At 60.1% G+C, this 26,405-nt stretch carries 27 protein-coding genes and 1 riboswitch; of the genes, 21 read left to right on the forward strand and 6 right to left on the reverse strand.

The annotated features are described in order from the left end of the window. Positions 1 to 222: 222 nt before the first annotated feature. Complete coding sequence (locus tag G5380_RS04540; protein WP_204481248.1) at positions 223 to 558, forward strand: Hpt domain-containing protein; 336 nt, start codon at positions 223 to 225, stop codon at positions 556 to 558. Between the two features lie 39 nt (positions 559 to 597). Here the strand turns inward: G5380_RS04540 and G5380_RS04545 are convergent, their stop codons facing one another. Then, a complete protein-coding gene (locus G5380_RS04545) occupies positions 598 to 1,512 on the reverse strand; it encodes a gluconeogenesis factor YvcK family protein (protein ID WP_005334480.1) in 915 nt (304 codons plus the stop codon). Between the two features lie 113 nt (positions 1,513 to 1,625). Here G5380_RS04545 and G5380_RS04550 point away from each other — a divergent pair, with 113 nt between their 5' ends. Continuing rightward, positions 1,626 to 2,810 carry an FIST signal transduction protein gene (locus G5380_RS04550; RefSeq protein ID WP_421352431.1) on the forward strand — a complete coding sequence of 395 codons (1,185 nt, stop codon included), beginning with the start codon at positions 1,626 to 1,628 and terminating at the stop codon, positions 2,808 to 2,810. Between the two features lie 17 nt (positions 2,811 to 2,827). Next, positions 2,828 to 4,924: an ATP-binding protein gene (locus tag G5380_RS04555; protein ID WP_421352432.1), complete on the forward strand. Its 2,097-nt coding sequence runs from the start codon at positions 2,828 to 2,830 to the stop codon at positions 4,922 to 4,924. A gap of 249 nt (positions 4,925 to 5,173) precedes the next feature. Here the strand turns inward: G5380_RS04555 and G5380_RS04560 are convergent, their stop codons facing one another. From G5380_RS04560 to narQ, 3 genes are all read right to left on the reverse strand, one after another. Beyond that, positions 5,174 to 5,749 carry an LON peptidase substrate-binding domain-containing protein gene (locus tag G5380_RS04560; protein ID WP_201937094.1) on the reverse strand — a complete coding sequence of 192 codons (576 nt, stop codon included), beginning with the start codon at positions 5,747 to 5,749 and terminating at the stop codon, positions 5,174 to 5,176. Between the two features lie 103 nt (positions 5,750 to 5,852). Next, positions 5,853 to 6,491 carry a two-component system response regulator NarL gene (gene narL, locus G5380_RS04565; protein WP_005334471.1) on the reverse strand — a complete coding sequence of 213 codons (639 nt, stop codon included), beginning with the start codon at positions 6,489 to 6,491 and terminating at the stop codon, positions 5,853 to 5,855. Next, the gene (gene narQ, locus G5380_RS04570; protein ID WP_279505429.1) at positions 6,491 to 8,203 is read right to left on the reverse strand and encodes a nitrate/nitrite two-component system sensor histidine kinase NarQ; all 1,713 of its coding nucleotides are present in this window, start codon (positions 8,201 to 8,203) and stop codon (positions 6,491 to 6,493) included. The genes narL and narQ overlap by 1 nt, the downstream gene beginning before the upstream one ends. A gap of 78 nt (positions 8,204 to 8,281) precedes the next feature. After that, a riboswitch (molybdenum cofactor riboswitch) is annotated at positions 8,282 to 8,422 on the forward strand. On the opposite strand from narQ, the gene moaA reads away from it, so the two are divergent. From moaA to G5380_RS04650, 16 genes are all read left to right on the forward strand, one after another. Continuing rightward, the gene (gene moaA, locus G5380_RS04575) at positions 8,410 to 9,405 is read left to right on the forward strand and encodes a GTP 3',8-cyclase MoaA (protein WP_041202199.1); all 996 of its coding nucleotides are present in this window, start codon (positions 8,410 to 8,412) and stop codon (positions 9,403 to 9,405) included. Its footprint overlaps the riboswitch before it by 13 nt. A 238-nt stretch (positions 9,406 to 9,643) precedes the next feature. After that, positions 9,644 to 10,186, forward strand: a complete 543-nt coding sequence (gene napF, locus G5380_RS04580) for a ferredoxin-type protein NapF (protein WP_139410607.1) — start codon at positions 9,644 to 9,646, stop codon at positions 10,184 to 10,186. 29 nt (positions 10,187 to 10,215) lie between these two features. Beyond that, positions 10,216 to 10,470, forward strand: a complete 255-nt coding sequence (locus tag G5380_RS04585; protein WP_374995576.1) for a chaperone NapD — start codon at positions 10,216 to 10,218, stop codon at positions 10,468 to 10,470. Positions 10,471 to 10,571: 101 nt separating this feature from the next. Beyond that, a complete protein-coding gene (napA, locus tag G5380_RS04590) occupies positions 10,572 to 13,061 on the forward strand; it encodes a nitrate reductase catalytic subunit NapA (protein WP_421244102.1) in 2,490 nt (829 codons plus the stop codon). A gap of 16 nt (positions 13,062 to 13,077) precedes the next feature. After that, entirely contained in the window at positions 13,078 to 13,815 is a 738-nt protein-coding gene (gene napG, locus G5380_RS04595; RefSeq protein ID WP_236319247.1) for a ferredoxin-type protein NapG, read from the forward strand. After that, positions 13,812 to 14,687: a quinol dehydrogenase ferredoxin subunit NapH gene (napH, locus tag G5380_RS04600; protein ID WP_421244101.1), complete on the forward strand. Its 876-nt coding sequence runs from the start codon at positions 13,812 to 13,814 to the stop codon at positions 14,685 to 14,687. The genes napG and napH overlap by 4 nt, the downstream gene beginning before the upstream one ends. Beyond that, positions 14,687 to 15,142 carry a nitrate reductase cytochrome c-type subunit gene (locus tag G5380_RS04605; RefSeq protein ID WP_421211642.1) on the forward strand — a complete coding sequence of 152 codons (456 nt, stop codon included), beginning with the start codon at positions 14,687 to 14,689 and terminating at the stop codon, positions 15,140 to 15,142. Before napH ends, G5380_RS04605 begins: the two co-directional genes overlap by 1 nt. A gap of 11 nt (positions 15,143 to 15,153) precedes the next feature. After that, a complete protein-coding gene (locus G5380_RS04610) occupies positions 15,154 to 15,744 on the forward strand; it encodes a cytochrome c3 family protein (protein ID WP_421352433.1) in 591 nt (196 codons plus the stop codon). A gap of 242 nt (positions 15,745 to 15,986) precedes the next feature. Beyond that, positions 15,987 to 16,493, forward strand: coding sequence for a molybdenum cofactor biosynthesis protein B (moaB, locus tag G5380_RS04615; protein WP_005344126.1), 507 nt, complete (start codon positions 15,987 to 15,989; stop codon positions 16,491 to 16,493). Between the two features lie 9 nt (positions 16,494 to 16,502). Beyond that, on the forward strand, positions 16,503 to 17,027 hold the full coding sequence (moaC, locus tag G5380_RS04620; protein ID WP_110302479.1) for a cyclic pyranopterin monophosphate synthase MoaC: 525 nt from the start codon (positions 16,503 to 16,505) through the stop codon (positions 17,025 to 17,027). Beyond that, complete coding sequence (gene moaD, locus G5380_RS04625; RefSeq protein WP_323913156.1) at positions 17,024 to 17,269, forward strand: molybdopterin synthase sulfur carrier subunit; 246 nt, start codon at positions 17,024 to 17,026, stop codon at positions 17,267 to 17,269. The genes moaC and moaD overlap by 4 nt, the downstream gene beginning before the upstream one ends. A 2-nt stretch (positions 17,270 to 17,271) precedes the next feature. After that, entirely contained in the window at positions 17,272 to 17,745 is a 474-nt protein-coding gene (gene moaE, locus G5380_RS04630) for a molybdopterin synthase catalytic subunit MoaE (protein WP_323913157.1), read from the forward strand. Between the two features lie 87 nt (positions 17,746 to 17,832). After that, positions 17,833 to 18,561, forward strand: a complete 729-nt coding sequence (modA, locus tag G5380_RS04635) for a molybdate ABC transporter substrate-binding protein (RefSeq protein WP_043821148.1) — start codon at positions 17,833 to 17,835, stop codon at positions 18,559 to 18,561. Positions 18,562 to 18,672: 111 nt separating this feature from the next. Further along, positions 18,673 to 19,353: a molybdate ABC transporter permease subunit gene (gene modB, locus G5380_RS04640; RefSeq protein WP_309507037.1), complete on the forward strand. Its 681-nt coding sequence runs from the start codon at positions 18,673 to 18,675 to the stop codon at positions 19,351 to 19,353. Then, positions 19,350 to 20,450: a molybdenum ABC transporter ATP-binding protein gene (gene modC, locus G5380_RS04645; protein WP_421230714.1), complete on the forward strand. Its 1,101-nt coding sequence runs from the start codon at positions 19,350 to 19,352 to the stop codon at positions 20,448 to 20,450. Before modB ends, modC begins: the two co-directional genes overlap by 4 nt. Positions 20,451 to 20,526: 76 nt before the next feature. Beyond that, entirely contained in the window at positions 20,527 to 21,303 is a 777-nt protein-coding gene (locus tag G5380_RS04650; protein WP_421230713.1) for an alpha/beta fold hydrolase, read from the forward strand. A 70-nt stretch (positions 21,304 to 21,373) separates the two neighbouring features. Here G5380_RS04650 and moeB read toward each other — a convergent pair whose 3' ends face one another. Together moeB and moeA are read right to left on the reverse strand one after the other, a co-directional pair. Further along, positions 21,374 to 22,129: a molybdopterin-synthase adenylyltransferase MoeB gene (gene moeB, locus G5380_RS04655; protein ID WP_421352434.1), complete on the reverse strand. Its 756-nt coding sequence runs from the start codon at positions 22,127 to 22,129 to the stop codon at positions 21,374 to 21,376. Continuing rightward, positions 22,126 to 23,352 (reverse strand): molybdopterin molybdotransferase MoeA, encoded by a 1,227-nt coding sequence (moeA, locus tag G5380_RS04660; protein WP_421352435.1) that lies wholly within the window; start codon positions 23,350 to 23,352, stop codon positions 22,126 to 22,128. The genes moeB and moeA overlap by 4 nt, the downstream gene beginning before the upstream one ends. Before the next feature lie 309 nt (positions 23,353 to 23,661). Between moeA and folE the strand changes: the two genes are divergently transcribed. Both folE and G5380_RS04670 read left to right on the forward strand, forming a co-directional pair. Further along, positions 23,662 to 24,318: a GTP cyclohydrolase I FolE gene (gene folE / locus G5380_RS04665; RefSeq protein WP_005344140.1), complete on the forward strand. Its 657-nt coding sequence runs from the start codon at positions 23,662 to 23,664 to the stop codon at positions 24,316 to 24,318. A 411-nt stretch (positions 24,319 to 24,729) separates the two neighbouring features. Continuing rightward, a complete protein-coding gene (locus G5380_RS04670) occupies positions 24,730 to 26,385 on the forward strand; it encodes a methyl-accepting chemotaxis protein (protein ID WP_421352436.1) in 1,656 nt (551 codons plus the stop codon). Positions 26,386 to 26,405 lie beyond the last annotated feature (20 nt).

Genomic DNA, 26,405 nt, shown 5'->3' on the forward strand with positions numbered 1-26,405 from the left:
ACTCTGACGGCATTGAGTGTTGATCAATTGTTAATTTGTGGCAATCAAGTTGTTGTCTTGAGGGGCGTTTCAGCATCGCTATTTCGATACTGATCACATTTTTTGCCACTTTATTCCCTGAGCCATCCAATCGGGTGCTTCATCACTGCCTGGTCGTGAGCCACGACATCGAAAACTATCTATAGTATGGTCTGTTTGAATACCGTTCTGGAGGAGCCTCGCATGGAGTGGGTGGATCGCAAGGTGTTGCAGCAGCTGGCAGAGGATATCGGTCCGGATATGCTGCCCGTGGTCATCGCAGTCTTTATTGAAGAGGTGGGCGAGCAGCTGAGTCAGCTCAGACCCCTCTACGAGCAGGGGGAGTGGGAGGCGTTGGCTCGGGTGGCGCACAGCATGAAATCATCCTGTGGCAGCTACGGCGCCATGCCGAGCTATCAGCAGGTGATGGCGCTGGAGATGGCCAGCAAGCAGGCCGATGTGGCCGAGGTAGAGCGCCAGTTGCAACTGCTGGAGGCATCCTTGCCGAAGGTGCTCGCGTTTCTTGCCGATTATCAGTAACGGCGCCATGCAGGGATGCCGGGGCGCCGTGACCGTTGCCTAACGCTGGTTGAGCAGTTGCTGGATGATCCGATCCAGCGCCAGTTTCAGCTTCAACCGATCATGCCGATGGGGCAACTCAAGCTCGCCCAGCTCGGCTTCGATCACACGCCCTTGCCAATCCCCCGCATCACCCGCGCCTTGTGGGGCCAGGATGGCATCCAGCCGACCTTGGCCGACCCGGGACTCCAGCCAGCGACACTGACTCATCAGATCCAGCTGACTGGCAGGACCGTTTTCCGCCACCAGATTGCAGACGAAAACCAGCATGGCGCTGCTCTCGTTGATGGCCTGGGCGATCTCGGCCAGCAGCAGTGGCGGCATGATGGAGGTGAGAAAACTGCCCGGCCCAAGAATGATCATGTCCGCCTGCTGCAATGCCAGCACCGCTTCCCGGGTCGCTTGCACTTCCGGCATCAGGCCGAGGGAGAGGGGAGGGGTTGCCAGTTGATCGATGGATACCTCTCCCAGGATCTGGGTGCCACACTCCATATGGGCGCAGAGATCGGTGGGAAATTCAGACATGGGTAGCAATTGTGACTCGATTTTGAGCATGTCACTGATCAGCTTGATAGCATCAAGAGGACGGACACAGAGATTATCGAGCGCCAGCAGCATCAGGTTGCCAAGGTTGTGGCCCGCCAGCTCGCCTTTGCCGGCGAAGCGGTACTCGAACAACAGGCTGCCGATGCTGGGGTCGGTGACCAGCTGGTTCAGGCAGTTGCGCAGATCGCCCCAGGCGATGCACTCCTGACTCTTGCGCAGGCGTCCGGTCGAGCCACCATCATCGGTAGTGGTGACGATGCCGGTGAGCCGTTGACCGAGAAACGAGAGGGACGAAAGCACTCGTCCCATGCCGTGGCCACCACCGATGGCAACGACCCGATCGAAGTCATTGATGTTTTTTTGCCACATATGGGCGTCCTGTCATTGGTCTCAGTTGACCGCTATGTTAGCAAGCGAAGCGAGATAATTGTTTGATAAAGGTATGATTTTTGCTTGAGGCTGCCATTCGATAAAACAAGGAGATGGTGTTGAAATTTCTGACCGTTCACTCCCTCGCCCAGAATTCATCGCTGGCGGCCCAAGATATCTGCGCGCAGCTGCGCCACCATGCCGATCAGGCCCCCTCCCTGCTGTTGCTCTATTTTACCCAAGCCCATGAGGGGGCGATACTGCGCGACGCGCTCAAAGGCCAGTTCCCGACGACCCGCCTGCTTGGGTGCAGCTCTTGCGGTGGTGTCATGACCGAGATGGGACACCACGCCCGAGACGGATATGGGCTGGCGGTTGCTGCTCTTTACGATGAGAAAGGGGCATTCGGGGTAGCCGGTGCCAGCGGTGACGGGGTGGATGTGCGGCAGTTGCTGCGCCGAGCCATGAGCGACTGTGGTCGACCGGGCGAGCTGCCCCAGCTGATCCTGTTTCATGCCAGTCCCGGCAAGGAGGAGGGGCTGCTGGCCGGAATCGAGGCAGAACTCGGTGCCTCGGTGCCGGTGGTCGGTGGATCCGCGGCTGATAGCAGCGTCAGCGGTGACTGGCAGCTCTGCTGGGATGATGCGGTGACTCAGGATGGGATCGGTCTGGCGGTGCTTTACCCCGATTGCCAGCTGGCCTTTCAGTTTCACTCCGGTTACGTGCCTGCCGAGTTCAGCGGCGAGATCACCGCCTGTGATGGGCGGGAGGTACTCACCATCGATCACCTGCCCGCCGCTGAGGTCTATGCCCGATGGTGTGGGCGTGAGCAGTCCTGGCCGGTGGGGGCGATTTTGCGGGAGACCACGCTCACCCCGCTGGCCCGTCAGGTGGGGGCTCTTGATGGCATTCCTTACTACAAGCTCTCCCATCCCGAGGCGGTGACCGAACAGGGGGGGCTGCGGCTTTTTACCGATGTGGTGCAAGGGGAGCGCCTGCTGCTGATGTACAGCAGCCAGGAGGGGCTGTTGCAGCGCAGCCTTAACGCTATTCGGATCGAACCTGCCTATGGTGTCGATGCCGAGCTGCTGCCGATAGGCGCGCTTATTATCTTTTGTGCTGGTTGCCGTTTGGCGCTAGGTGATATGTTGTGCCAATTTGTCGAGCAGAGCCAGGCTCGCCTCGGCAAGATCCCTTTTATCACCCCCTTTACCTTCGGCGAGCAGGGGCGGCTGCCCAATGGCGAGCTGGCCCACGGCAACCTGATGGTATCGAGTGTGATCTTTCTGACCGCTTGAGCAGAGCAGGATACAAGATGATTGGCAACAGTGAATTGGAAGCCCTTGGCGACAAACTGCAGGCGACCCTGGTCGATCTTATGCGCTGTCGTGAGCGCGAGGCCAAGTATCGTCATGAATCCCATACCCTGCTGAAAGGGGTGGCTACACTGGCTGATGCCAAAACGCTGGAGCAGGTGCTGGAGAGCCTCATTCAAGTGCTCAAGCCCTTTATTGGATTTGAACATGCGGATGTGGTGGCCTGGAGTGGGGAACAGGGCATCACCCACCTCAGTACCGAGCCGGAACAGTGCGGTCGCAGCTGGTTGATGACCCCGGCCTTTGCTCGTGCCATTGCCGGAGAGACGTTGGTGATCTATGACCCGTTCCAGTTGCCTGAGCTGGCACCGCTGGCGAGCGAGCCGGGCTGGGCCAGCCTGATGCTGACCGGGCTGCAGGCCCCCGGCTTTACCGCCGTTATCCTCTGTCGGCACTCGCTGGCCGGCTCCTTCGATCTGACCAGCAAGGCGGCCATGCAGCGCTGCCGTCCGTTGATTTCACAAGCGCTGGTCAACATTGCCTATCGGGCCCGCTTGCAGGAGCAGGTCGATTTAAAAACTCAGGCCCTGCAGGCCAGTGAACGCCGTTTTCGCAGTTTTGCCGCCATGGCCTCCGACTGGTTCTGGGAGACCGATGCCGAACACCGGCTCAGCTATGCTTCCGAGCCCGGTTACCTTGACGAGATGACCCCGCTGGCAACCCGGCCGACCCTCTATGACTATGTCTGCAACAAGCAGAGTACCGAGTCACAGGCATATCTCGACCTATTGGAGCAGCGTAAACCGGTTCGGGCTGTACGCATGCAGGTTGCGATGCTCGACGGCCCCCGCTGGATGGAGGTGAGTGCCGAACCCTGTTTTGATCATGGGGGGGCTTTTACGGGATATCGCGGTACCGCACGCGATATCAGCCACCAGATCCATCGTGAAGAGGAGCTGGCGCGGGCACGGGACGATGCGGAGGCGGCCAACCGTGCCAAATCCCAGTTTCTTGCCATGATGACCCACGAGATCCGCTCCCCCATGAATGCGGTGCTGGGGATGCTCGACCTGGTGCTACACGCCGAGCTGGCACCCGAGCAGAAGCTGTTGCTACGTCATGCCACCCACTCTGCCAGATTGCTGCAGACCATCATCGACGATGTGCTCGATTTCTCTAAAATCGAGTCCCAGACCCTGGTGTTCCATTGCGAGACCTTGCAACCGATCCAGTTGTGTCAATCCGTGATCGAACCGTTGCAGAACCGTGCCGACGGCAAGGGCATAACACTGAGCTATGGGGTAGATGAAGCTGTCCCTGCCGAGCTGCAGGGAGATCCGGTGCGTCTTACCCAGGTGATGGGCAATCTGCTGGACAACGCCCTCAAATTTACCGAACAGGGAGAGGTCACTCTCCATCTGGGTTGGCAGGATGAGAAGCTGCTGATCTCGGTCTCCGACACCGGGATCGGGATCGCTGATGCGGATCAGGCGCTGCTGTTTGAACCCTTCTCCCAGGTCGACAACTCGGCCACCCGGCGTTTTTCCGGTACCGGCCTCGGTCTTGCCATCAGCAAGCGTCTGGTGACGCTTATGGGGGGAGAGATCCACCTGAAGAGCGAGCCGGGCAAGGGAAGCTGTTTCTGGTTCGAACTGCCCGGCATGGCGCTACCCTGCCATAGCCAGCCGCAGCGGGAGGAGGGGGCTTCGGCACTGTTGCCACTGGATGTGCTGGTGGTGGAGGACAGCCCGGTGAATCAGCTGGTGGTGTCGCTGATGCTGCAAAAACTGGTGGGCAAGGTTCGGCTGGCTGCCAATGGTCTGGAAGCGCTGGCGCAGGTGGATGAGCAGCTCCCGGATCTGATCCTGATGGATATGCGGATGCCCCTGATGGACGGACTGGAAGCGACCCGACGCTTGCGTGAGTTGGGATGCACCATGCCTATCGTCGCCCTGACGGCCAATGCGATGGCGGAGGACAAGGCGTGCTGTCTGGCGCAGGGGATGGATGACTTTCTCGCCAAGCCTATCACCTTGTCACGGTTGAGAGAGTGTTTGCAGCGTCACTTTGGTCAGCGGTTGCCGACACGCGGATAAAAAAAATGGTCAACTTTGTGGGTTGACCAGTTCTTCAGCAAATACTGAAGAGAGCACGGGATAAATCGGGTTGTATCAATCTATATGAAAAATCTGTGCCAACTTTTTTAGGACTCTTTTGTGTTCAATTTTGGCCGTTTAGCGCAGCGGCTCTCTCTTGTTATGGCGTTTTGCATTCCTACTTACTCGCAAAATGCGAATTTCACATTTTCATTGTTGGAATAATTGCATTTTGCAACGCTGTTTTTGTCATTGTGAAATCAGGCGATGCAGAAATTTACGGGCCGCTTCGCTGTTTTGTTTGGCAATCAGCATCTGCTTTTCATAAATCGGCATCGGCAATATCTCGAGCCAGCGCTGGCAGAGCCAGGCGGCATCTTCAAAGCGCTTGTCCGGATAGAGCTCATCAAGCTCCGGATACTGCTCGAACACTTCCCGCAGGCGATTGACCAGCAGCTTGTCGTTGAAATCTGAGTGGGTGCTCGGCCAGTTGGGCAGCATCTCCACCTTGGCCCGGCGCAGGCCCATCTCGTCTGTTTCCATCTCGTGGATGCAGAAGCGCTCCAGTCCCAGCACCGTCACTCCCAGCAGGCCATCATTAAGGCTGTAGAAGTCAGTCACCTTGACCCGGGTGCCCACCGGCAGAATGCGGCCGGATTGTCCCGAGGTGGTCGACTCTTCCATCACGATGCCAAAGCCCTGATCGTTGATGAATGACTCCTTGAGCATCTGCAGGTGGCGTGGCTCGAACAGACGAAGAGGAAGCTTGCCGCCCGGCAGTATGTGGGAAGGCAAGGGGAACAGTGCCAAAGGTTGTAGTTTCATGTTCCATCCTCCATTGAGTAGTTGCTGAATATGACAATGCAGCGACTGTGCCAGAGAATGAAAAAAGCCACCGGAGGGTGGCTTTTCGGGCGGTTGAGGGCGCTTAGTTGCGCTGCTCCAGATACATGACAGCCGCTTCCACGCGGCTTTGCGCCTCGAGTTTCTTCAGCAGGCTCTTCACGTGAACCTTGACCGTTCCCTCGGAGATATGGAGTACCGAGGCGACCTGTTTGTTGGAGAGGCCTTTTGCAATTTCGCGCAGGATTTGCATTTCGCGACGCGTTAAGCTTTCCAGCTTCTGCTGCAGGTGATCCAGCTCGTAGATGTTTTCGAGATAGGGGCGCAGCGGTTCGCTCAGGATCTGCTTGCCGGTCATCACGTCGGCCAGCTGGGCCAGCAGCAGATCAGGCTCGGTATCCTTGAGCAGGTAGCCGTCGGCACCGGCCTTGAGCAAAGCCACCACATCCTGACGGGCATCGGAGACGGTGAGGATCACTACCCGGGAGGTGATCTCCTCGGCGCGCAGCGCCTTGAGGGTATCGAGGCCGGAGAGCCCCTTCATGTTGAGATCGAGCAGGATCAGATCCGGCTCTGACTCTTTGGCCAGCGCCACGGCATCTGTGCCGTTGGAGGCTTCACCGGTCACCTCCATGTTCTCTTCCAGAGCCAGCAGCTGCACAATCCCTTTGCGCATGAGGGGATGGTCATCTACGACCAGAACTGTGTATTTCATCTCGTCCATCAGGCGTCTCTCGTTAGACTGGTGGGAAAGGTCAGATGCACGCAGGTGCCTTGTGGTTGCTGCTCGTTGATGGTCAGCAGACCGTGCAGTTTGCTGGCGCGCTCGTTCATGATGCTCAACCCGTAATGGTTGATCGCCGAGCTGGCGAGTCCGATCCCGACACCGTCATCTGAAATCTGAACCTCAATGTTACCACTGGCGAGGGTCTCACAGCTAACATCAATCACTTGCGCGTTGGCATGTTTGATGGCATTGAGCACTGCCTCACGGATCAACTGCAAAATGTGGATATGTTGGCCCGCCTCCAGGTCGTTGTCGGCCAGTCCGTAATGGAACCGGATTTCGGCCTGGGTCTGAGGTTGCAGTTGATCAAGCATGACGCGGATCGCTTCCCCCAGATTGGCATCGCCAATGGTGAGACGGAAGGTACCGAGCAGTTCGCGCAACTGGGTATAGGCATTGCTAAGCCCCTCGTCGATCTGCTGCATCGCCTCCTGCGCCTTGTCATGTTGCCCCTTGGCGTAAGAGCGCTTGAGCAGGGTGGACTGGATCTTGAGATAGGAGAGGGCCTGCGCCAGCGAGTCGTGCAGCTCCCGGGCGATCACCGCCCGCTCCTCCATCAGCAGCAGTCGCTGCTGTTGCAGCAGGGTCTGATCCTTGTGCAGCACCTGAGCCAGCAGCATGGTGAAGTTCTTGATCAACCGCTCATCGATGGGGTGCTGGCTGATGATGTCGAGGCGGCCGAACTCCTGCTCATCCATCTGCAGATAGAAGCTGGCGACCGCATCGAGATCGCCGGGCCAGCCGGTGCGCCCCGAGATGTAGACCGGCATGGCGTTGTGCTCGAAGCGGGTCAGCCGGATGTGGTCGATATGCTGGTGGGCGGCAGCCCTGTCCAGCAGTTTGATAAGGGTACGGGTGCTGAGCGGGGCAGCGTGCAGCTTTTGGGCGGTCGAGTAGAGAAACGAGAGGGTGTCGTTGGCCTGTTGCAGCTTGGCGGTTTTCTCTTCCACCTTGTTTTCCAGCTCCCGATAGAGTTTGCCCAGCTCGTCGGCCATGGTGACGAAGGCGCGCGACAGCTCCCCCAGCTCGTTTTCGCCGTGGGCGGGCAACTGAAGATCGAAATCCTGGCGCTGGATCTGGCGGGCGCAGTAGACCAGCTGGTTGAGGGGGGCGACCACCTGCTGGCGGGTGAAGCGCACCGTGAACCAGGCGATGGTGATGATGGCCAGCAGGCCGAGCCCCTCTGCCAGTGCCAGCATCCGCACCTTGAATTCCACGTGGTACTGCATCTGATTGACGAAATTGTCGATGGCAGCCACAAACTGTTCGGTGTTATCGGTGTACCGTCTGGGGGTACGATCCTCGATGTGCTGGCGCATGACCTGCCACTGGCCGAGCACCTCGCCATAGGTGCGACGCAGGGAGGCAGGAGTGATCCAGCGCTGGGTCTCCTGCAGCTCTTCGGCGTGCAGGGTCTCTTCAAACTGGGAGAGGCGCCCCAGCACGCTGTCGCCCCGCTCGATTTCGTAGGCCATCCGGTAGGCCTGCATCCGCAGCGAACCGGAGAGGTTGATCGCCTTGGCATCGGGCACCGAGTAGAAGAGGGTGACCATGGCGACCAGCGCGATCAGGCTGGCCATGAAGAGGATCAACACCATGGCGCGACCAATGGCACTGCTGACCGAATGGACCCTGAACCGTTTTCCCATACTGATGCGCACCTCTGAATAGTGATAAGGACCCCGCAAGATGCGTGGGAGTGTACTCCAACTTGTGTTAGCATCGAAAAACTAGATGAACTCCGAGCGGTTTTGCCTAAGTCCTAGCGATAGGGGGAAACCAGCCGTCAGCCGACGTTCGAGCTGTAAGGGTCAGGAAAGAAATGCCCTGGCCTCCCGTATTTGGAAAGGTGTTTATGTTGCCACTTGAAGATGGTTTTTCCCGTCGTTTTTACTATTTGCGTCTGTCAGTGACCGATGTGTGCAATTTCCGTTGCACCTATTGCCTGCCTGACGGCTATCGTCCCCCCGAAGGTCACAAAGCGGGGCGTCAACCCTTTCTCTCGATTGACGAGATCCGCCGCGTGGTCAGCGGTTTTGCCGCCATGGGCACCCGCAAGGTGCGCATCACGGGGGGCGAGCCCTCCCTGCGCCGCGATTTCACCGAGATCGTCAAGGTGATTGCCACCACCCCGGGTATCGAGAAGGTCGCCATGACTACCAACGGCTATCGCCTCAAGGAGCGGGCTCAGGAGTGGTTTGATGCCGGACTCAACGCGCTGAATGTCAGTGTCGACAGTCTCGACCCGCGCCAGTTTCACCAGATCACCGGTGAGAACAAGCTGGCCGAGGTGATGGAGGGGATCGAAGCAGCACTGGCCGCCGGTTTCAAATCGGTGAAGATCAATGCTGTGCTGCTCAAGGGGCTCAACGACTACCAGCTCGATGCCTTTCTGGGCTGGATCAGGCACAAGCCCATCGAGCTGCGCTTTATCGAGCTGATGCAGACCGGCGAGATGGATACCCTGTTTCGTGACCACCATGTCAGCGGGGAGCAGATCAAACAGCGCTTGCTGGAGAGTGGCTGGGTGCAGCAGTTGCGGGGCACGGATGACGGTCCGGCGCAGGTCTTTATGCACCCCGATTCGCAGGGCGGGGTGGGGCTTATCATGCCCTACAGCAAGGATTTCTGTGCCGGTTGCAACCGGCTGCGGGTCTCCTCGCTGGGTAAGCTGCATCTGTGCCTGTTTGGCGACAACGGCATCGACTTGCGGGATCTGCTCGGCGCAGATGGGCAATCTGATGAGCTGCAACAGCGTATTCGCGCGGCACTGGCGGGCAAGAGTGCCACCCATCGTCTCCATGAGGGCAATGCCGGTATCACCCCTCATCTCGCCTCGATCGGCGGATAACCGCAAAAATCGCCAACGATTAAATAGCAATCCTCACATGGAGGTATTTTAACCGACACCTCCTTTTTTATTGCGCTGCAAGGCTTTGATCTGGCGCAAGAATCCCCCCTGTTTATCTCCCTGGTGGTATATCCCTTACCTTGTCAGGGCCGCAATATACACCCACTCTTATAATTGGTATCAAGAATGCCAATCATGGACTCGCACTGTCCCCTTTTTCACCAGAACAGGAGTCAACATGCCGGATGAGATCGATCTTGCCCGCCGCGGCCTGTTCCGGGGGCGGCTGAGAACCGCCGAACCGCCGGTGCAGTTGCCCTGGTCAGTCAACTGGTCGGCATTTGTCGCCGACTGTACCCGCTGCGGGGACTGTCTGGCCGCCTGTCCGGAGCAGATCCTGGTGAATGGCGAGGGCGGTTTTCCGGTGGTCGATTTCCAGCGTGGCGAATGCACCTTCTGCACCGAGTGCGTCACGGTCTGCAAGGTGCCGCTGTTTCGCCCGACCAGCGAGTCCCCCTGGCACTACAAGGCCCATATCGAGGCCAACTGTCTGGCCAATGGTCAGGTGTTTTGCCAGCGCTGTCAGGACAGCTGCGAGCCCAATGCCATTCGCTTTATTCCGGTGCTGGGGCGTGTGCCCACCCCGACGGTCGAGCCGGATCGCTGTAATGGCTGCGGCGCCTGCGTGCAGGATTGTCCGGTTGGCAGCATCAAGGTCGATGGGCGAGCCGCCCCATCCGGTGTTACGAGCCAGTCCACCCTCAAGCAGGAGTCAGAATGAGTCAGAAGCCGTGTGACACAGAAGCCACAATGGATCAGGAGTTCCATGTATCGAGTCTGGTGGTGCTGACCCAGCCCCCCTTGCGCCATCAGCTCGCCGAGCAGATTGGCGCCCTTGAAGGGGCCGAGATCCACGCCGTCAGTGACGAGGGCAAGCTGGTCGTGACCCTGGAAGGTCCGAGCCAGCGGCCGATCATGGCGGCCATTGATGCGATACAGGCGATGCCGGGTGTGCTCTCAGCCGCCCTGATTTACCACCAGTTCGATGAACTGGGCGATCACTGAAAAGAGTGATGGGATGCCGGGCGTGCCCTCTACCGCTGATGGCTGGCTCCCGTTCGACAGATTCGACAACTATTACGCGATAAGCAATGTGAGGATATGCCATGAAGCTGAGTCGACGCGACTTTATGAAGGCCAACGCGGTAGCAGCTGCTGCTGCCGTGGCCGGTGTCAGTGCCCCCACGCTGGCAGCCAATCTCATCACCAGTACCGACAAGACTGCCATCCATTGGGATAAGGCTCCCTGCCGCTTCTGCGGTACCGGCTGTTCCGTGCTGGTGGGCTCTCAGGATGGTCGGGTCGTGGCGACTCAGGGCGACCCCGATGCACCGGTCAACCGTGGCCTCAACTGCATCAAGGGCTACTTCCTCTCCAAGATCATGTACGGCCAGGATCGCCTGACCCAGCCGATGTTGCGGATGAAGAACGGCCAGTTCGACAAGGATGGCGACTTCGCCCCCATCAGCTGGGATCAGGCGTTCGACATCATGGCCGAGAAGTTCAAGGCAACTCTGAAAGAGAAGGGGCCGACCGCTGTCGGCATGTTCGGCTCCGGCCAGTGGACAGTCTGGGAAGGCTATGCCGCCGCCAAGCTGATGAAGGCCGGTTTCCGCTCCAACAACATTGACCCCAATGCCCGCCACTGCATGGCATCTGCGGTTGTCGGCTTCATGCGTACCTTCGGTATGGATGAACCGATGGGCTGCTACGACGATATCGAGCAGGCCGATGCGTTCGTGCTGTGGGGCTCCAACATGGCCGAGATGCACCCCATCCTCTGGTCGCGGATGTCTGATCGCCGTCTCTCCAACCCGGACGTGCAGGTGCACGTGCTCTCGACCTTTGAGCACCGCAGCTTCGAACTAGCGGACAACGGCATTGTATTTACCCCCCAGACCGATCTGGCGATCCTCAACTATGTCGCCAACTACATCATCCAGAACGACAAGGTGAACTGGGACTTCGTCAACAAGCACACAGTGTTCAAGAAAGGTGTCACCGACATCGGTTACGGTCTGCGTCCGACCGATCCGCTGCAGCAGAAAGCGAAGAACCCGGACAGCGGCGATGCCACTCCGATGACCTTCGAGGAATTCGCCAAGTTCGTGGCGGATTACGATCTGGAGTCCGTCTCCAAGCTCTCTGGCGTACCCAAGGACAAGCTCGAGAAGCTGGCACAGCTTTATGCCGATCCAAGCAAGAAGGTGGTCTCCTACTGGACCATGGGTTTCAACCAGCATACCCGTGGCGTCTGGGCCAACAACCTCTGCTACAACATCCACCTGCTGACCGGCAAGATCTCCGAGCCGGGTAATGGTCCTTTCTCACTGACCGGTCAGCCCTCTGCCTGTGGCACCGCCCGTGAAGTGGGTACCTTTGCTCACCGTCTGCCTGCCGACATGGTGGTGACCGAGCCCAAGCACCGCGCCATTGCCGAGCAGATCTGGAAACTGCCGGAGGGGACCATTCCCGACAAGGTGGGTTTCCACGCCGTGCTGCAAGACCGAATGCTCAAGGACGGCAAGCTCAATGCCTACTGGGTGATGTGTAACAACAACATGCAGGCCGGCCCCAACATGAATACCGATCGCCTGCCTGGCTATCGCGATCCGCGCAACTTCATCGTGGTCTCCGACCCGTACCCGACCGTCACTGCCCAGGCCGCTGACCTCATCCTGCCCACCGCCATGTGGGTGGAGAAAGAGGGAGCCTACGGCAACGCCGAGCGCCGTACCCAGTTCTGGCACCAGCAGGTGAAAGCGCCGGAAGGGGCCAAGTCCGACCTGTGGCAGCTGATGGAGTTCTCCAAGCGCTTCAAGGTCGAGGAAGTGTGGCCAGCTGAGCTGATTGCCAAGATGCCGGAAGTGAAGGGCAAAACCCTGTTCGACGTGCTCTATGCCAACGGTCAGGTCAACCAGTTCCCGAAAGAGCAGAGCAAAGGGCTGCTGAACGACGAAGCCGAGCACTTCGGTTTCTACGTCCAGAAGGGTCTGTTTGAGGAGTACGCCACCTTTGGTCGCGGCCATGGCCACGATCTGGCGCCGTTCGATCAGTACCACGAAGCGCGCGGTCTGCGCTGGCCGGTGGTGGATGGCAAAGAGACCCTGTGGCGATATCGCGAAGGGTTTGACCCCTATGTGAAAGCGGGCGAGGGGGTGCGTTTTTATGGCAAGCCCGATGGCAAGGCGGTCATCTTCGCCCTGCCGTTCGAGCCCGCCGCCGAGTCGCCGGATAAAGAGTACGACCTGTGGCTCTCCACCGGCCGCGTGCTGGAGCACTGGCACACCGGCACCATGACCCGTCGGGTGCCCGAGCTTTATCGTGCCTTCCCGGATGCGGTGCTCTTCATGCACCCGGACGATGCCAAGGCCCGTGGCGTGCGTCGTGGCGAAGAGGTGATCGTCTCCTCCCGCCGTGGCGAGGTGAAGACCCGGGTCGAGACCCGTGGTCGCAACCGTCCGCCGAAAGGACTGGTCTTCATGCCCTTCTTTGATGCGAGCCAGCTGGTCAACAAGCTGACCCTGGACGCCACCGATCCGCTCTCGAAAGAGACCGATTACAAGAAGTGCGCCGTCAAGGTGATGAAGGCTTAAGGCGGGGGAGTGCGAGATGAGTCGTAGTCGTCGCCAGTTTCTGGTCGACATGGCCAAGGGGGCCTGCGGTGTGGGCCTGCTTGGCGTGGGGCTTGGTGGCGTGGCCCGCCAGCAGGCACAAGCTGTGCCTGCCCAGGCGCTGCGTCCGCCCGCCGCCCTCGATGAAGCGGAGTTTCTCGGTGCCTGCGTGCGTTGCGGGCTCTGCGTTGAGGCCTGCCCCTACGACACCCTCAAGCTCGCCCGGCTGTTTGACCCTGTGACCACTGGCACCCCCTATTTCAAGGCGCGTGCCGTGCCCTGCGAGATGTGTGATGACATCCCTTGTGTGGTGGCCTGTCCGAGCGGGGCGCTGGATCAGCAGATGACCGACATCGATCAGGCCCGGATGGGGGTGGCAGTGCTCATCGATCACGAGACCTGTCTCAACTATCTGGGTCTGCGCTGCGATGTCTGTTATCGGGTCTGTCCGCTGATTGACAAGGCGATCACTCTTGAGCTGCAGCATAACCAGCGTACCGGCAAGCACGCCATGTTCCTGCCCACGGTACACAGCGATGTCTGTACCGGCTGTGGCAAGTGTGAGCACGCCTGCGTGCTGGAGAAGGCCGCCATCAAGGTGGTGCCACGCCAGCTTGCCAAAGGTGAGCTGGGTCATCACTACCGGCTCGGCTGGGAAGAGAAGGCCAAGGCGGGGAACAAGTCGATCATCGGCGACAGGCTCACCCTGCCCACCCGCAAACCGGAGGGACTATGAGTCGTTATCCGGGAGAGGAGGCTCGTATCAAGCTGGGGTGGTGGCGTTCCCACCGCTTCCTGTTGCTGCGTCGGCTCAGCCAGTTCAGCGTGCTCGGGCTGTTTTTGCTGGGGCCGCTGGCGGGCATCTGGATCCTCAAGGGCAACCTCTCCAGCTCCCTGTTGCTGGAGACGGTGCCGCTCACCGATCCCCTCACGCTGTTGCAGTCGCTGGCGGCGGGTCACTGGCCCATCACCACTCTCTGGCTGGGGGCTGCCATTGTGCTGGCCGGTTACTGGCTGGTCGGGGGGAGGGTGTTCTGCTCCTGGGTCTGTCCGGTCAACCTCATCACGGATGCCGCAGCTTGGCTCAGGGGGCGACTTGGCCTCAAGGGCAATGGCCAGTTCAGCCGTGCGACCCGCTACTGGCTGCTGGCCATGGTGCTGGTGGTGCCAGCGGTGGTCGGGGTGATGGCGTGGGAGTTGGTCAATCCTGTGTCCTTGGCCATGCGCGGTTTGCTGTTTGGCATGGGGGCGGGCTGGGCTCTGCTGGTGGCGCTGTTCCTGTTCGATCTTTTCGTGGTTGAGCGGGGCTGGTGTGGTCATCTCTGTCCAGTGGGGGCTTTCTATGCCCTGGTCAATCGGGTCGGATTTATCAAGATTTCTGCCAAGGGGCGCGAGCGGTGCAACAACTGCATGGATTGTTATGCGGTCTGCCCGGAGCGTCCCATCCTGCGCGGGCCTGTTCACGGTGCCAAGCGCGGTCACGGGCCCTTGATTGCGGCTCAGGAGTGTACCAACTGTGGCCGCTGCATTGATGTTTGCGCGGAACAAGTTTTTGAAATCACTGTAGGTTTTGCCGTCAAGGCAGAAAAAACGTCGGAGAAAAAATAATGAAAAAGCTGATTGGAGCAATGCTGGCCTGCCTGATGGCGGGATCCTTGATGGCAGCGGCCCCCGAGATCACCAACAGTACCGGTGGCCTCAAGTCCGAGCGGGGCGCCACCGATCTGGTGACCGATTCCACCGCCGCGCCGCTGAAAAACTTCCGCAAGGATGGCGCGCCCTACGACCGCCAGTACATGCATCAGCCGCCGCTGATCCCACACGACATTCGCAACTACGAAGTGGATACCAAGGTCAACAAGTGCCTGGCCTGCCACAGCTTCAAGAATGCCAGCGCCATGAAGGCACCCAAGATCAGCCCGACTCACTTCGAGACCCGCGATGGCATGACGCTGGGTGAAGTCTCCCCACGTCGTTACTTCTGCTTGCAGTGCCACGTGCCGCAAACAGATGCCAAGCCCTTGGTGGAGAATACCTTCAAGCCCGTTGAAGCGCTGAACTAAGGAGCCCATAGATGAAATTACCCGGTTTTGTGCAGCGTCTGTGGACCACCTTCAAGTCACCGTCGAAGGCGGCTCTCTGGGTCATTCTGCTGATGGGCTTCTTCGGCGGCGTGATTTTCTGGGGTGGTTTCAACACCGCCATGGAAGCGTCTAATACCGAGGCCTTCTGTACCAGCTGTCACGAGATGAAAGACAATGTGTTCGAGGAGTATCGCGATACCATCCACTACGCCAACCGCTCCGGTGTACGGGCCAGCTGCCCGGATTGCCACGTGCCCCATGAGTGGACCTACAAGATCATCCGCAAGGTGCAGGCTTCTAAGGAGCTTTGGGGCATGATCACCGGAAAGGTGGATACCCGCGAGAAGTTCGAGGCACACCGACGCGAGATGGCGGAGCGGGAGTGGCAGCGGATGAAGGAGAGCGATTCGCGCGAGTGCCGCAACTGCCACAACTTCGAGTACATGGACTTCTCCCTGCAAGGACAGCGTGCCGCCAAGATGCACTCTACCAATCTGGCCAGTGGTGAAAGTACCTGCATCGACTGTCACAAGGGGATTGCTCACCAGCTGCCCGACATGACCGGGGTGAAAGGATTCTGATCCTGCGACGACAGGCCGGGTTTGCCCGGCCTGCGTTTTGTTCATATATGGGACAAGCATCAGATTTGTGTGTCTTTTAAATCCCATATCTCGTGAAACCTTTGATAGAATCAGCCCGCCGTCACACGCTTGAGCAAGTTGGTCACCTCTGTCTGCATCAGTTTTTGCGCCCTGACAGCTGGCCTCTCATACCCCTTCTCTTCCTGCCTCGTTGACGGCCCATAGCCACAAGGAGCTGCCCGATGGGACAGAAACACAACGCATTTATTCCCCTCAAGATCGCCGTGCTGACGGTCTCCGACAGCCGCACCGCCGCCGATGACAGCTCGGGCGACTATCTGGTCTCGGCCCTTACCGACGCGGGCCATCAGCTGGCCGATCGGGCGCTCTGCCCCGACAACCTGTTTCGCATCCGCGCGCGGGTGAGCGAGTGGATCGCCGATGAGGGGGTGCAGGTGGTACTGATTAACGGCGGTACCGGCTTCAATGAACAGAACCGGGTACCGGAAGCGGTCGGTGTGCTGTTCGAACGCACCGTACAGGGTTTTGGCGAGATGTTCCGTCAACTCTCTTTTGCCGAGATTAAAGGCTCCGCCATGCAGAGCCGTGCGCTGGCGGGACTCGCCAATCGCACTCTGATCTGCTGTCTGCCCGGCTCCACCGGCGCTTGCCAGCTGGGTTGGGAGCAACTGATCCGCGATCAGCTCGATGCCCGCACCAAGCCGTGCAACTTTGTCTCCCACCTCTGAGAGCAAACGATGAACCAGACCGATCCCAAGCAGACCCAGCCCAACCTGACGCATCTGAACCAGAGCGGCGAAGCCCATATGGTGGATGTGACCGACAAGCAGGTGACCGAGCGCGAAGCCCGTGCCGAAGCGTTTGTTGCCATGGCCCCCGAGACGCTGGCGCTGATCCTGAGCGGCCAGCACCACAAGGGTGACGTGTTCGCCACCGCCCGTATCGCCGGCATCATGGCCGCCAAGAAGACCTCCGATCTTATCCCACTCTGCCATCCGCTGGCCTTGACCAAAGTCGAGGTGGAGATAGTGCCGCTGGCCGAGCAGAATCGGGTGCATATCCGCACCCTCTGCAAGCTCTCCGGCAAGACCGGGGTGGAGATGGAGGCGCTGACGGCGGCATCTGTTGCGGCGCTGACCATCTACGACATGTGCAAGGCGGTGCAAAAAGACATGGTGATCGAACAGGTGCGGCTGGTAGAGAAAAAGGGCGGCAAGTCCGGCCATTTTCAGCTGGGGTCAAATAGCGGGGAGCAAGCATGATCAAGGTACTATTTTTTGCGCAAGTAAGAGAGCTGGTGGCGTGTGACGAGCTGAACCTGCCGTGCGACTACGCCACCGCCGAACAACTGCGCGCAGCGCTCTGTGAGCGCGGCGACAAGTGGGCGCTGGCGCTGGAAGTAGGCAAGCTCTTGGTCGCGGTCAACCAGACCTTGGTGCCCCTCGATACCTCCATCAACGATGGCGATGAGGTGGCTTTCTTCCCACCGGTGACCGGAGGTTAAGGATGAGCGACGTAGCCATCACAGATCGCATTCTGGTGCAGCGGGAAGATTTCTCGCTGGCGGACGAATATGCCCGCCTCGCCACCCGCGCCGACAGTGGCGCCATCGTCACTTTTGTTGGCAAGGTGCGCGACTTCAATCAGGGGGAGGAGGTGAAGGGGCTGGCCCTCGAGCACTACCCTGGTATGACCGAGAAGGCGCTGGCCGATATCGTGCAGGAGGCCTGCCGCCGCTGGCCGCTGCAGGAGTGTACCCTCATTCATCGTATCGGCGAGCTGTGGCTTGGCGATCAAATCGTGCTGGTGGCGGTGAGCAGTGCCCACCGCGACGCAGCCTTTGATGCCTGCCACTTCATCATGGATTTCTTGAAAACCCGGGCGCCGTTCTGGAAAAAAGAGCTGACCGCCGAGGGTGTGCAACGCTGGGTCGAGGCCAAGGAGAGCGACAACGCCGCCGCTGCCCGCTGGCAAGCCTGACCTGTTCATCACGAGGGGCACAGGTTCAACGGGAACCACGGCCCCGCCAAGGGGCGCGGATGTGCGGGCCCCATCAGGAGAAAGGGAATGAAACCGCTGTTATCTGTTGTCATCGCCGGCGTCTGCGCCGCCACCTTGCATACCGGTGCCGTGCAGGCTGATGAAGTGAAGGTGGCTGTGGCTGCCAACTTCAAGGGAACCATCGAGCGTATTGGCAAGGAGTTTACCGCCAAGACCGGCCACACCCTGGCCATCTCGTCTGCCGCCACCGGAGTGCTCTACACCCAGATCAGTCACGGCGCGCCGTTCGATCTCTTCCTCTCCGCCGATGCGGCGACCCCCGAGAAGCTGGAAAAAGAGGGCAAGGGGAGCGATCGCTTCACCTACGCCATCGGCCAGCTGGGGCTGTGGAAGAAGGGGGGGCCGGCCCCTGACGAGGCGACCCTGCGTAGCTGGAAAGGCAACCTCGCCATCGCCAATGCCCGTACAGCTCCCTATGGTGCTGCCGCCATGGCGACCCTCACCCATCTCAAGATCGATCCCAAGCAGTACCGGTTGCTGACCGGCGCCAACATCGGCCAGACCTGGCAATTTGTCGACACCGGCAATGCCGAGCTGGGCTTTGTCGCCTGGGCCAATCTGGTGGAAGCGGGCAAGACCGGTGAAGCCTGGGCAGTGCCTGCGAGCTTCTATCCCCCCATCGAGCAGCAGGGGCTGGTATTGAAGAAAGGTGCCGCGGTCGAGGCACTGGTGGCCTGGCTCAAGGGGCCGGGTCAGGCGCAGATCAAGGCAGCTGGTTATGCCTTGCCCCAATAAGGGGATGGGCCTGATGCGATACCCTGAGTGGTCGGCCTTCGGGTCGGCCACTCTTTGCAATGAGGATGGAGACCATGCCGTTGGAGGCATTTATCAACCGGGAGGTCGGCAATGAGTGAAGGGGATCTGCTGGCGGTCTGGCTCACCCTAAAGCTTGCGGCCAGTACCACAGCGATTTTGCTGTTGCTGGCTCCGCCGCTGGCCTGGTGGCTGTCGCGCAGTCAGAATCGGCTGCGGCCGCTGGTGGAGGCGCTGGTGGCGCTGCCGCTGGTGCTGCCCCCCACAGTGCTGGGTTTTTATCTGCTACTCGCCTTCTCCCCTGAATATGGCTTCGGCGCCTGGTGGCGCGACACCTTTGGTACCCCTCTTGCCTTCAGCTTTCTCGGCCTGCTGTTTGCCTCCATCCTCTATTCGCTGCCGTTCGTAGTGCAGCCGCTCACCTCCGCCTTCGTCAACATGGGCAACAAGGAATTGGAGGCCGCCGCTACTTTGGGGCTCGGCCCGCTGGAGCGCTTCTTCCACATCATCTTGCCGATGACCCTGCCGAGCTTTGTGATGGCGGCGGCCCTCGGCTTTGCCCATACATTGGGGGAGTTTGGCGTGGTGCTGATGATTGGCGGCAATATCCCCGGCGAAACCCAGGTGCTCTCCATCGCCCTGTTTGATCATGTGGAGGCGATGGATTACCGACAAGCCCATTATCTGGCGGGCGGCCTGATGGCCTTCTCGCTGGTGATGCTGGTGCTGGTCTATGGTGTGTTGCAGCGCAGACAGCGGAGAGTGTTTGGATGAACCAGCCCGCCACTATGCCGCCTGTGAACGTGCCGCACCGCCATGCCCTGAACCTCCATGCCCGACGCGAGTTTGGCCCTTTTACCCTCGACTGCGCACTGACCCTCGAACTGGGGGGGATCCTCGGCCTGTTCGGCCCCTCCGGCTGCGGCAAGAGCACCCTGCTGCGCATCATCGCCGGGCTCGATCGCCAAAGCGGGGATCGCTTGCGGTGGCGCGATCGGGAGTATGCTCAACTGCTGCCCGAAGCGCGCCGGATCGGACTGGTATTTCAGGACTCGCGGCTCTTCCCCCATCTGACGGTGCTCGGCAATCTGCAACTGGCGGCCCGCAAGGGGCGAGGGCGCTGGCAGCCCGAAGCGCTGGCGGCTCGGCTCGGTTTTGTCGATCTGCTGGGGCAGCCTGCCCATGCCCTCTCTGGCGGTCAACGCCAGCGGGTAGCGCTGGGGCGGGCGCTGCTGGCCGAGCCTGATCTGCTGCTGCTCGATGAGCCTTTTTCTGCGCTCGATCGGCGCAGCCGCATCCATCAGGCCCATGTGCTCAAGGGCTTGCAGCAGGAGAGCGGTATCCCGATGATCTTCGTCAGCCACGCCATGGAGGAGGTGAGCCTGCTCTGCGATCAGCTGGTGTTGCTGGAAGGTGGCAGGGTGGAGGCGCAAGGTAGGCCGAGCGAGATTTTCGCCCGCACCGATCTCTCGCTCGCAAGCCGTGACGATGCCGGGGTGATGCTGAATGCCACCTTGGCCCACTATGATGACGGCGAGCAGATGGCGACCTTGCAACTCGGTGAGCAGCAGCTGCGGGTCACCATGACCCATGTTCCGGACGAGAGCGGCCCCTTGCAGATCAAGGTGGCGGGGCGCGATGTGGTGATCGCTACCGCCCCCATCGAGCACTCCAGTCTCTCCAACTGTCTCGTCACCCGTCTGCTGGCGGTGCGCGAGGTGCGCCCCGGCCAGACCCTGTTGCAGTTGGAGCTGGGTCAGCAGATACTGCTGGCCCGGATCACCAGCCGCTCCGCCAGGCGGCTGGCGCTGGTGCCGGAGCAGCAGATCTACGCTTATATCAAGGCGGTGAGTCTGGTCAGCGAGGGCTGAGCGGGATATATCTGGTTGAAGCATAAAAAACGAACAACAGGATGGTTCAGCGGATGAGTCGAGAGGCAGTGAACAGATGCGCCGCAATCAGGTGATGAAATCCAACGGTCTTGCCCTGCGCAGTGCGGGGGAGGGCCCTTTGTTGTTGCTGCTGCACGGGCTGGGTTCCTCCAGCCTCGACTGGCAGGCACAGATAGAGCATTTTTCCGAGCACTACCGGGTGGTGGCTCTGGACTTGCGCGGCCACGGCCAGAGCATGCAGGAGGGGCCGTTCGATGTGGCGACCCTGGCAGCCGATGTGGTGAACTGGCTCGACGAGCAGCCGGAGCCCGCTTGGGTTGTCGGATTGTCGCTCGGGGCCATGGTCGCGCTGGAGCTGGCGCTGCAACTGCCCCACAAGGTGCAGGGGCTGGTGCTGGTCAACGGTTTTAGCGAGTTTCTGCTGGAGACCCCCAAAGAGCAGGAGCGTTACGCCCAGCGCCTCAAGTGGCTGCGCTGGTTTGGCATGCGCCCGCTCGCCTGGTGGCTGGGACGCGAGCTCTTCCCGGGCCCGGATCTGGCACAGGTGCGCCACACCTTCCGGCTGCGTTTCGTGCGCAATAAAAAGAAAACCTACAAGGCGCTGCTGGAGGCGTTACCCGGCTGGTCGGTACGGGCCCGGCTCGGCTCCATCTGGCAGCCGGTGGCCATCATTTCCTCCAGTCACGACTACCTGCCGCTGGCCAAACGAGTAGAGCAGTTTGCCGCCTTGCCCAACGCCACCATCCACACCCCCAACGGCCACCACGCCTGGCCTGCGGAAGATCCCTCGGGCTTTAATCACCTGTTGCAAAGGATCCTCACGACCCATTGAGGAAGGGGTTGTTAGGTGCAGGTACCAAAAAGCCGAACCACAGGGTTCGGCTTTTTTGATCCCGTTTGCGTCAAGGGTGGGAGCAGACCGGGCAGTCGGGGCGCTTGGGCAGCTTCATCTCGCGGAAAGTGCCGCTCAGGCCGTCGATCATCAGCAGGCGGCCGCTGTAGCTTTTGCCCATGCCTGCCAAGAGCTTGATAGCTTCAAGCGCTTGCAGGCTGCCCACCAATCCCACCACGGGGGCGAGTACACCGGCTTCGACGCAGGTGAGGGCCTGCTCGCCAAACAGGGCGCTGAGGCAGGCGTAGCAGGGCTCATCTTCCTGCCAGGTGAAGCTGCAGAGCTGCCCCTCCAGCCGGATGGCGGCGCCGCTGACAAGTGGCACGCCATGCTGGCGTGCCTTTTGGTTGAGCAGGTTGCGAATGGCCAGGTTGTCGGTGCAGTCGAGCACCAGCTGATGTCGGGGCAGCTGGGTATCGAGCAGCGCCTCGTCGGCCACGGCAGCGTGGGTCTCCACCTTGAGCCAGGGATTGAGCGCGCGCAGCGACTGGGCTGCTGAGTCCACCTTGTAGTGACCGATGCGCTCATCGTTGTGCAACACCTGACGCTGCAGATTGGAGAGCTCCACCTTGTCGAAATCGACCAGGGTGAGTTGGCCAATCCCGGCCACCGCCAGATACTGGCTGGCGGCGCAGCCAAGGCCACCGGCACCGATCACCAGCACACGGGCCTGTTTGAGCGCCTCCTGCCCCTCGAAATCGAAGGACTTGAGGATGATCTGGCGGTTGTAGCGCAGCAGTTCGGCGTCGCTCAGGATCTCGCTCACAGCAGCAATCCCCCGAATGGCTCCACGGTGACCGTCTCGCCCACGGCGACGCGGCCCCGTTCCCGTTCAAGAACTATGTAGCAGTTGGCTTGCGACAGGGAGCTGAACACGGCGGAGTCCTGCGAGCCGGTGCTGCGCACCTCGATGCCGTTCGGTCCCTGACTCAGGATGCCGCGCTGGAAGTCGAGTCGGCCGGGGCTCTTTTTGAGTGGTTCGGCCGCAATGGCTTGCAGCTGAAGCGGGCGCTCGAAGCGTTGGCCCGCCAGCTTGGCCAGCGCCGGTTGCACCAGCTGATCGAAGGTGACCATGGCGGAGACCGGGTTGCCCGGCAGGCCGAAGAACCAGGCGCGGGGCAGGCGGCCAAAAGCAAACGGCTTGCCCGGCTTGATGGCCAGCTTCCAGAAGCCAATCTCGCCGAGCTCGTCCAGCAGCTGTTTGGTAAAATCCGCTTCCCCCACCGAGACGCCGCCGGTGGTGATGAGTACATCGGCCTCTTCGTCGGCGCGGATAAAGGCAGCGCGTAGCTGGGCCGGGTCGTCGGGGATAATGCCAAGGTCGAGGCAGTTGCAGCCCATGCGCGCCAGCATGGCCCGCACGCCGTAGCGGTTGGAGTCATAGATATCGCCGTGGGCCAGCGGGGTGCCGACCGGCTTGAGCTCGTCACCGGTGCTGAAGATGGCCACTTTCAGCGGGCGGCGCACTGCGACAGTGGCCACGCCAAGGGAGGCCAGCAGTGGCATCTCTCTTGGGGTGAGGCGAGTGCCGGCAGGCAGTACACAGGCGCCCTTGCCGATATCGCTGCCGGTGCGGCGGATATTCTGGCCCGGTTCGGGTTGTGCCAGAAAAGTGATCCGATCGCCGTCGGCCTGCGTTTCTTCCTGCATCACCACCGCATCGGTGCCTGGGGGGACCGGAGCACCGGTCATGATCCGCACGCAGTGGCCAGCGGGCCATTCTCCCTGATAGGGCTGACCGGCAAAGGCCTTGCCCGCCATGATGAGCTGGGTGCCACTGGCGAGATCCGCAAGGCGTACGGCATAACCGTCCATGGCAGAGTTGTCGAAGGGGGGCACGGCGAGGGGGGAGGCGATATCACAGGCCAGTACCCGGCCAAGGGCATCAGGCAGGGGCAACTGCTCGGTGTCGCAGCAGCAGGCAAGTTGTTCCAGCATCCCTTGCAGGGCATCGCTTAAGGGGAGTAGTCCGCTGGTATCAAATCCCATCGTCATGACCTCTTTCTATGATTGAAGGCGGGATTATCACAAAATTCCCCGGGGATGGGCAGGTTATCTCGAGGGAATCTCGGGGTAATCGGCGCAAAAACGGGGGTAGATGGCCATAAAGTATGAGGTGACGCACAAGTTGACTTGAATCTTGGCGGCAATGGCCGTTTACTATGCCGCCATAACAGATGGCCGTCACATCCTGTGTGGCTACCATTACAGCGATACCGTCGGCCCTGTGCGCCGCCATAACATAGGGGGATGCTCCTTGAGCAGCCCTCACAGTCCCTGAGCGTGGGAGAAAAGACAATGACAACCTTAAGTCCGGAAGCCTTGCTGGTCAGGGCTGCCCTCGAAGCCCAGGGACTGGAAACCCCCCTGGTTGCCAACGAGCTGAACAGTCAGCAGAAGCGGGAGAAGATCGAAGGCCATATGCGCTCCATCATGGAGACACTGGGGCTGGATTTGGCCGATGACAGTCTGGCCGAGACACCGCACCGCATCGCCAAGATGTACGTCAACGAGATCTTCTCCGGCCTCGATTATTCCACCTTCCCCAAGGTGACGGTGATCGAGAACAAGATGCAGGTGGACGAGATGATCATGGTGCGGGACATCAGCCTCACCAGCACCTGCGAACACCACTTCGTCACCATCGATGGCATGGCCCATGTGGCCTATATCCCTCGCGGCAAGGTGATTGGCCTGTCGAAAATCAACCGCATCGTGCAGTTCTTCGCCCGTCGTCCCCAGGTGCAGGAGCGGCTGACCCAGCAGATCCTGCTGGCGCTGCAGACCCTGCTCGGTACCAAGGACGTGGCTATCAGCATCAAGGCGACCCACTACTGCGTCAAGGCGCGGGGGGTGATGGACTCCACCTCCTACACCACCACCACCTCCCTCGGCGGGGTGTTCAAGACCCAGCCCGATACCCGGGCCGAATTTCTCGGTGGCCTGCGCGGATAAGATGGCGGTTGTTTTGTAACCGCCATGCTGAATAAACGAGACGCCAGCTGCCATTGCTGGCGTTTTTCATTGGTTCAGGATGAGAGTGGCGGTCTGCCACTGCTTGGCCCGCGTGGCTTGCCCTATGCAAACGTTATGCATTTTTTCGATTTATTCATCTGAGCGATATATTTAATCGAACACGAAAAAAACCTCGCTTTCACCTTACAAAAAGTAACCGGACAGACTCTTTCCGAACCGCCACGATCCGGTTACTCTAGCGCCCCCTCACGGCTCTCGCTGCCCCTCATGGAATTCAGAGATATTCATCAAGGTTGGATGGTGCGCCACTGAACAGGTGGCCAGATAGTTCATGTCAGGAGGGCGTGAACCGGACGAGTGCTACGAATTTAACGACCACCAGGATATCCCATGAATACCAGTACCATGACCATAGGTAAAAAACTCACCGCCGGCTTTGCCGTGCTCGGTTTGATGGTCGCCTTTATCGGCGGTTTTGCCCTTGTCCAGTTTGGCAACATGAATGATGTTGCCATCCGGTTTACCGACAGCATCTTGCCAGCGGTCAATCGCACCAGCGCGATCGGGGATTCTCTCGGTGAGTTGCGTCGTTATGAGCTGGGTTATTTCGTGGTGGCCGCCGAGCCGCTGAAAAGGGCTGAATATCGGAATATTGCCAGTCAACAGCTTAACTCGATCGCGCAGCAGCTGATTGCCCATGACAAGACGATCTGGCCTGAGGATGTGGCGGAGCGCCGTACCTTCGATACGGTGAAATCTGACTGGGATCGTTACGTCGCCCTGCACCAGCGAGTCACACAGCTGCAAGACAGCGATCAGCTTGCCGAAGCCCAACGCATCTTCCTTGAGGAGGGGGTTCCCCTTTACACCGCGCTGAGCAAGTCAGTGGCCTCCCTGATCCAGATTAACCATGGTTATGCGTCTGAATCCCGCAGTGACATTGTCGACTCTTATCAATCCGCCAATCTGAGTGTCACCATCGCGCTGGTGATTGGTCTGATCCTTGTGGTGGTGCTCTCCGTGGTACTGACCCGCCAGATCCGCGACCCGCTGATCATGCTGGCCCGTCAGGCCCAGCGTATTGCCAATGGCGATCTGGGTCAGGGCGAACTGCAGCAGTGGATCCGTGACAGCCACTTCAACCGCGATGAACTGGGTCAGCTGGGCTCCGCCATCAACCGGATGCAGGGCTCCCTCTCCGATCTGGTGAGCGAGATCGCCGGCTCCGTGAGCCAACTCAGCAGCGCAGTGGAGGAGGTGAGCGCCATCTCCAGCCAGTCCGCCAGCGGCATGGCCATCCAGCAGAACGAAGTCTCCCAGGTGGCGACCGCCATGAACGAGATGCAGTCCACCGTCAACGAAGTGGCCCGCAACACTACGGATGCCATGAGCGCCGCCAAGGATGCCTCCCGCACCTCTGCTGCCGGCAGCGAAGTGGTACGCAGCTCGATTACCAGCATCGAAGAGGTGTCGGTCAAGATTGAACAGGCGGGCATAGTGGTGCAGCAGCTGGAGGCCGACAGCGCCAACATCAGCGTGGTGCTGGATGTGATCCGCGATATCGCCGGTCAGACCAACCTGCTGGCCCTTAACGCCGCCATCGAAGCGGCCCGTGCCGGTGAGCAGGGTCGTGGTTTTGCGGTCGTTGCGGATGAAGTGCGTTCATTGGCCCAGCGTACCCAGGACTCCACCGCCGAGATCAGCAAGATGATCGAGCTCTTGCAGAGTCGCGCCGCCGAGGCGGGCAACGCCATGCAGCTGAGCCGTCACCAGATGCAGGAGAGTGTCGGTCTGGCACGGGATGCCGGTACCAGTATCGAGACCATCAACGGTGCTGTGGTGCGCATCACTGACATGAACACCCTGATCGCCACCGCCACCGAAGAGCAGAACGCGGTGACCGAAGAGCTCAACCGCAGCATCGTCAATATTCACAATGCCGCTGACGAGAATGCCCAGGGCGCTCATCAGATCGCCCAGGCTTGCGTCGAACTGAGCAAGCTGGCCAACACCCTGCACCATATGACCCAGCGCTTCACCCTCTAAGGGTTGATGCATGGATAACA

Origin of the sequence: Aeromonas sp. 604443, from assembly GCF_049170315.1 — a bacterium.
Classification (GTDB): Bacteria; Pseudomonadota; Gammaproteobacteria; order Enterobacterales; family Aeromonadaceae; genus Aeromonas; species Aeromonas veronii_A.

Excerpts from the sequence above, each read along its gene's own strand:
- G5380_RS04540 (WP_204481248.1), top strand. The coding sequence starts at position 223 with ATGGAGTGGGTGGATCGCAAGGTGTTGCAGCAGCTGGCAGAGGATATC.
- G5380_RS04545 (WP_005334480.1), bottom strand. The coding sequence starts at position 1,512 with ATGTGGCAAAAAAACATCAATGACTTCGATCGGGTCGTTGCCATCGGT.
- G5380_RS04550 (WP_421352431.1), top strand. The coding sequence starts at position 1,626 with ATGGTGTTGAAATTTCTGACCGTTCACTCCCTCGCCCAGAATTCATCG.
- G5380_RS04555 (WP_421352432.1), top strand. The coding sequence starts at position 2,828 with ATGATTGGCAACAGTGAATTGGAAGCCCTTGGCGACAAACTGCAGGCG.
- G5380_RS04560 (WP_201937094.1), bottom strand. The coding sequence starts at position 5,749 with ATGAAACTACAACCTTTGGCACTGTTCCCCTTGCCTTCCCACATACTG.
- narL (WP_005334471.1), bottom strand. The coding sequence starts at position 6,491 with ATGGACGAGATGAAATACACAGTTCTGGTCGTAGATGACCATCCCCTC.
- narQ (WP_279505429.1), bottom strand. The coding sequence starts at position 8,203 with ATGGGAAAACGGTTCAGGGTCCATTCGGTCAGCAGTGCCATTGGTCGC.
- moaA (WP_041202199.1), top strand. The coding sequence starts at position 8,410 with ATGTTGCCACTTGAAGATGGTTTTTCCCGTCGTTTTTACTATTTGCGT.
- napF (WP_139410607.1), top strand. The coding sequence starts at position 9,644 with ATGCCGGATGAGATCGATCTTGCCCGCCGCGGCCTGTTCCGGGGGCGG.
- G5380_RS04585 (WP_374995576.1), top strand. The coding sequence starts at position 10,216 with ATGGATCAGGAGTTCCATGTATCGAGTCTGGTGGTGCTGACCCAGCCC.
- napA (WP_421244102.1), top strand. The coding sequence starts at position 10,572 with ATGAAGCTGAGTCGACGCGACTTTATGAAGGCCAACGCGGTAGCAGCT.
- napG (WP_236319247.1), top strand. The coding sequence starts at position 13,078 with ATGAGTCGTAGTCGTCGCCAGTTTCTGGTCGACATGGCCAAGGGGGCC.
- napH (WP_421244101.1), top strand. The coding sequence starts at position 13,812 with ATGAGTCGTTATCCGGGAGAGGAGGCTCGTATCAAGCTGGGGTGGTGG.
- G5380_RS04605 (WP_421211642.1), top strand. The coding sequence starts at position 14,687 with ATGAAAAAGCTGATTGGAGCAATGCTGGCCTGCCTGATGGCGGGATCC.
- G5380_RS04610 (WP_421352433.1), top strand. The coding sequence starts at position 15,154 with ATGAAATTACCCGGTTTTGTGCAGCGTCTGTGGACCACCTTCAAGTCA.
- moaB (WP_005344126.1), top strand. The coding sequence starts at position 15,987 with ATGGGACAGAAACACAACGCATTTATTCCCCTCAAGATCGCCGTGCTG.
- moaC (WP_110302479.1), top strand. The coding sequence starts at position 16,503 with ATGAACCAGACCGATCCCAAGCAGACCCAGCCCAACCTGACGCATCTG.
- moaD (WP_323913156.1), top strand. The coding sequence starts at position 17,024 with ATGATCAAGGTACTATTTTTTGCGCAAGTAAGAGAGCTGGTGGCGTGT.
- moaE (WP_323913157.1), top strand. The coding sequence starts at position 17,272 with ATGAGCGACGTAGCCATCACAGATCGCATTCTGGTGCAGCGGGAAGAT.
- modA (WP_043821148.1), top strand. The coding sequence starts at position 17,833 with ATGAAACCGCTGTTATCTGTTGTCATCGCCGGCGTCTGCGCCGCCACC.
- modB (WP_309507037.1), top strand. The coding sequence starts at position 18,673 with ATGAGTGAAGGGGATCTGCTGGCGGTCTGGCTCACCCTAAAGCTTGCG.
- modC (WP_421230714.1), top strand. The coding sequence starts at position 19,350 with ATGAACCAGCCCGCCACTATGCCGCCTGTGAACGTGCCGCACCGCCAT.
- G5380_RS04650 (WP_421230713.1), top strand. The coding sequence starts at position 20,527 with ATGCGCCGCAATCAGGTGATGAAATCCAACGGTCTTGCCCTGCGCAGT.
- moeA (WP_421352435.1), bottom strand. The coding sequence starts at position 23,352 with ATGGGATTTGATACCAGCGGACTACTCCCCTTAAGCGATGCCCTGCAA.
- folE (WP_005344140.1), top strand. The coding sequence starts at position 23,662 with ATGACAACCTTAAGTCCGGAAGCCTTGCTGGTCAGGGCTGCCCTCGAA.
- G5380_RS04670 (WP_421352436.1), top strand. The coding sequence starts at position 24,730 with ATGAATACCAGTACCATGACCATAGGTAAAAAACTCACCGCCGGCTTT.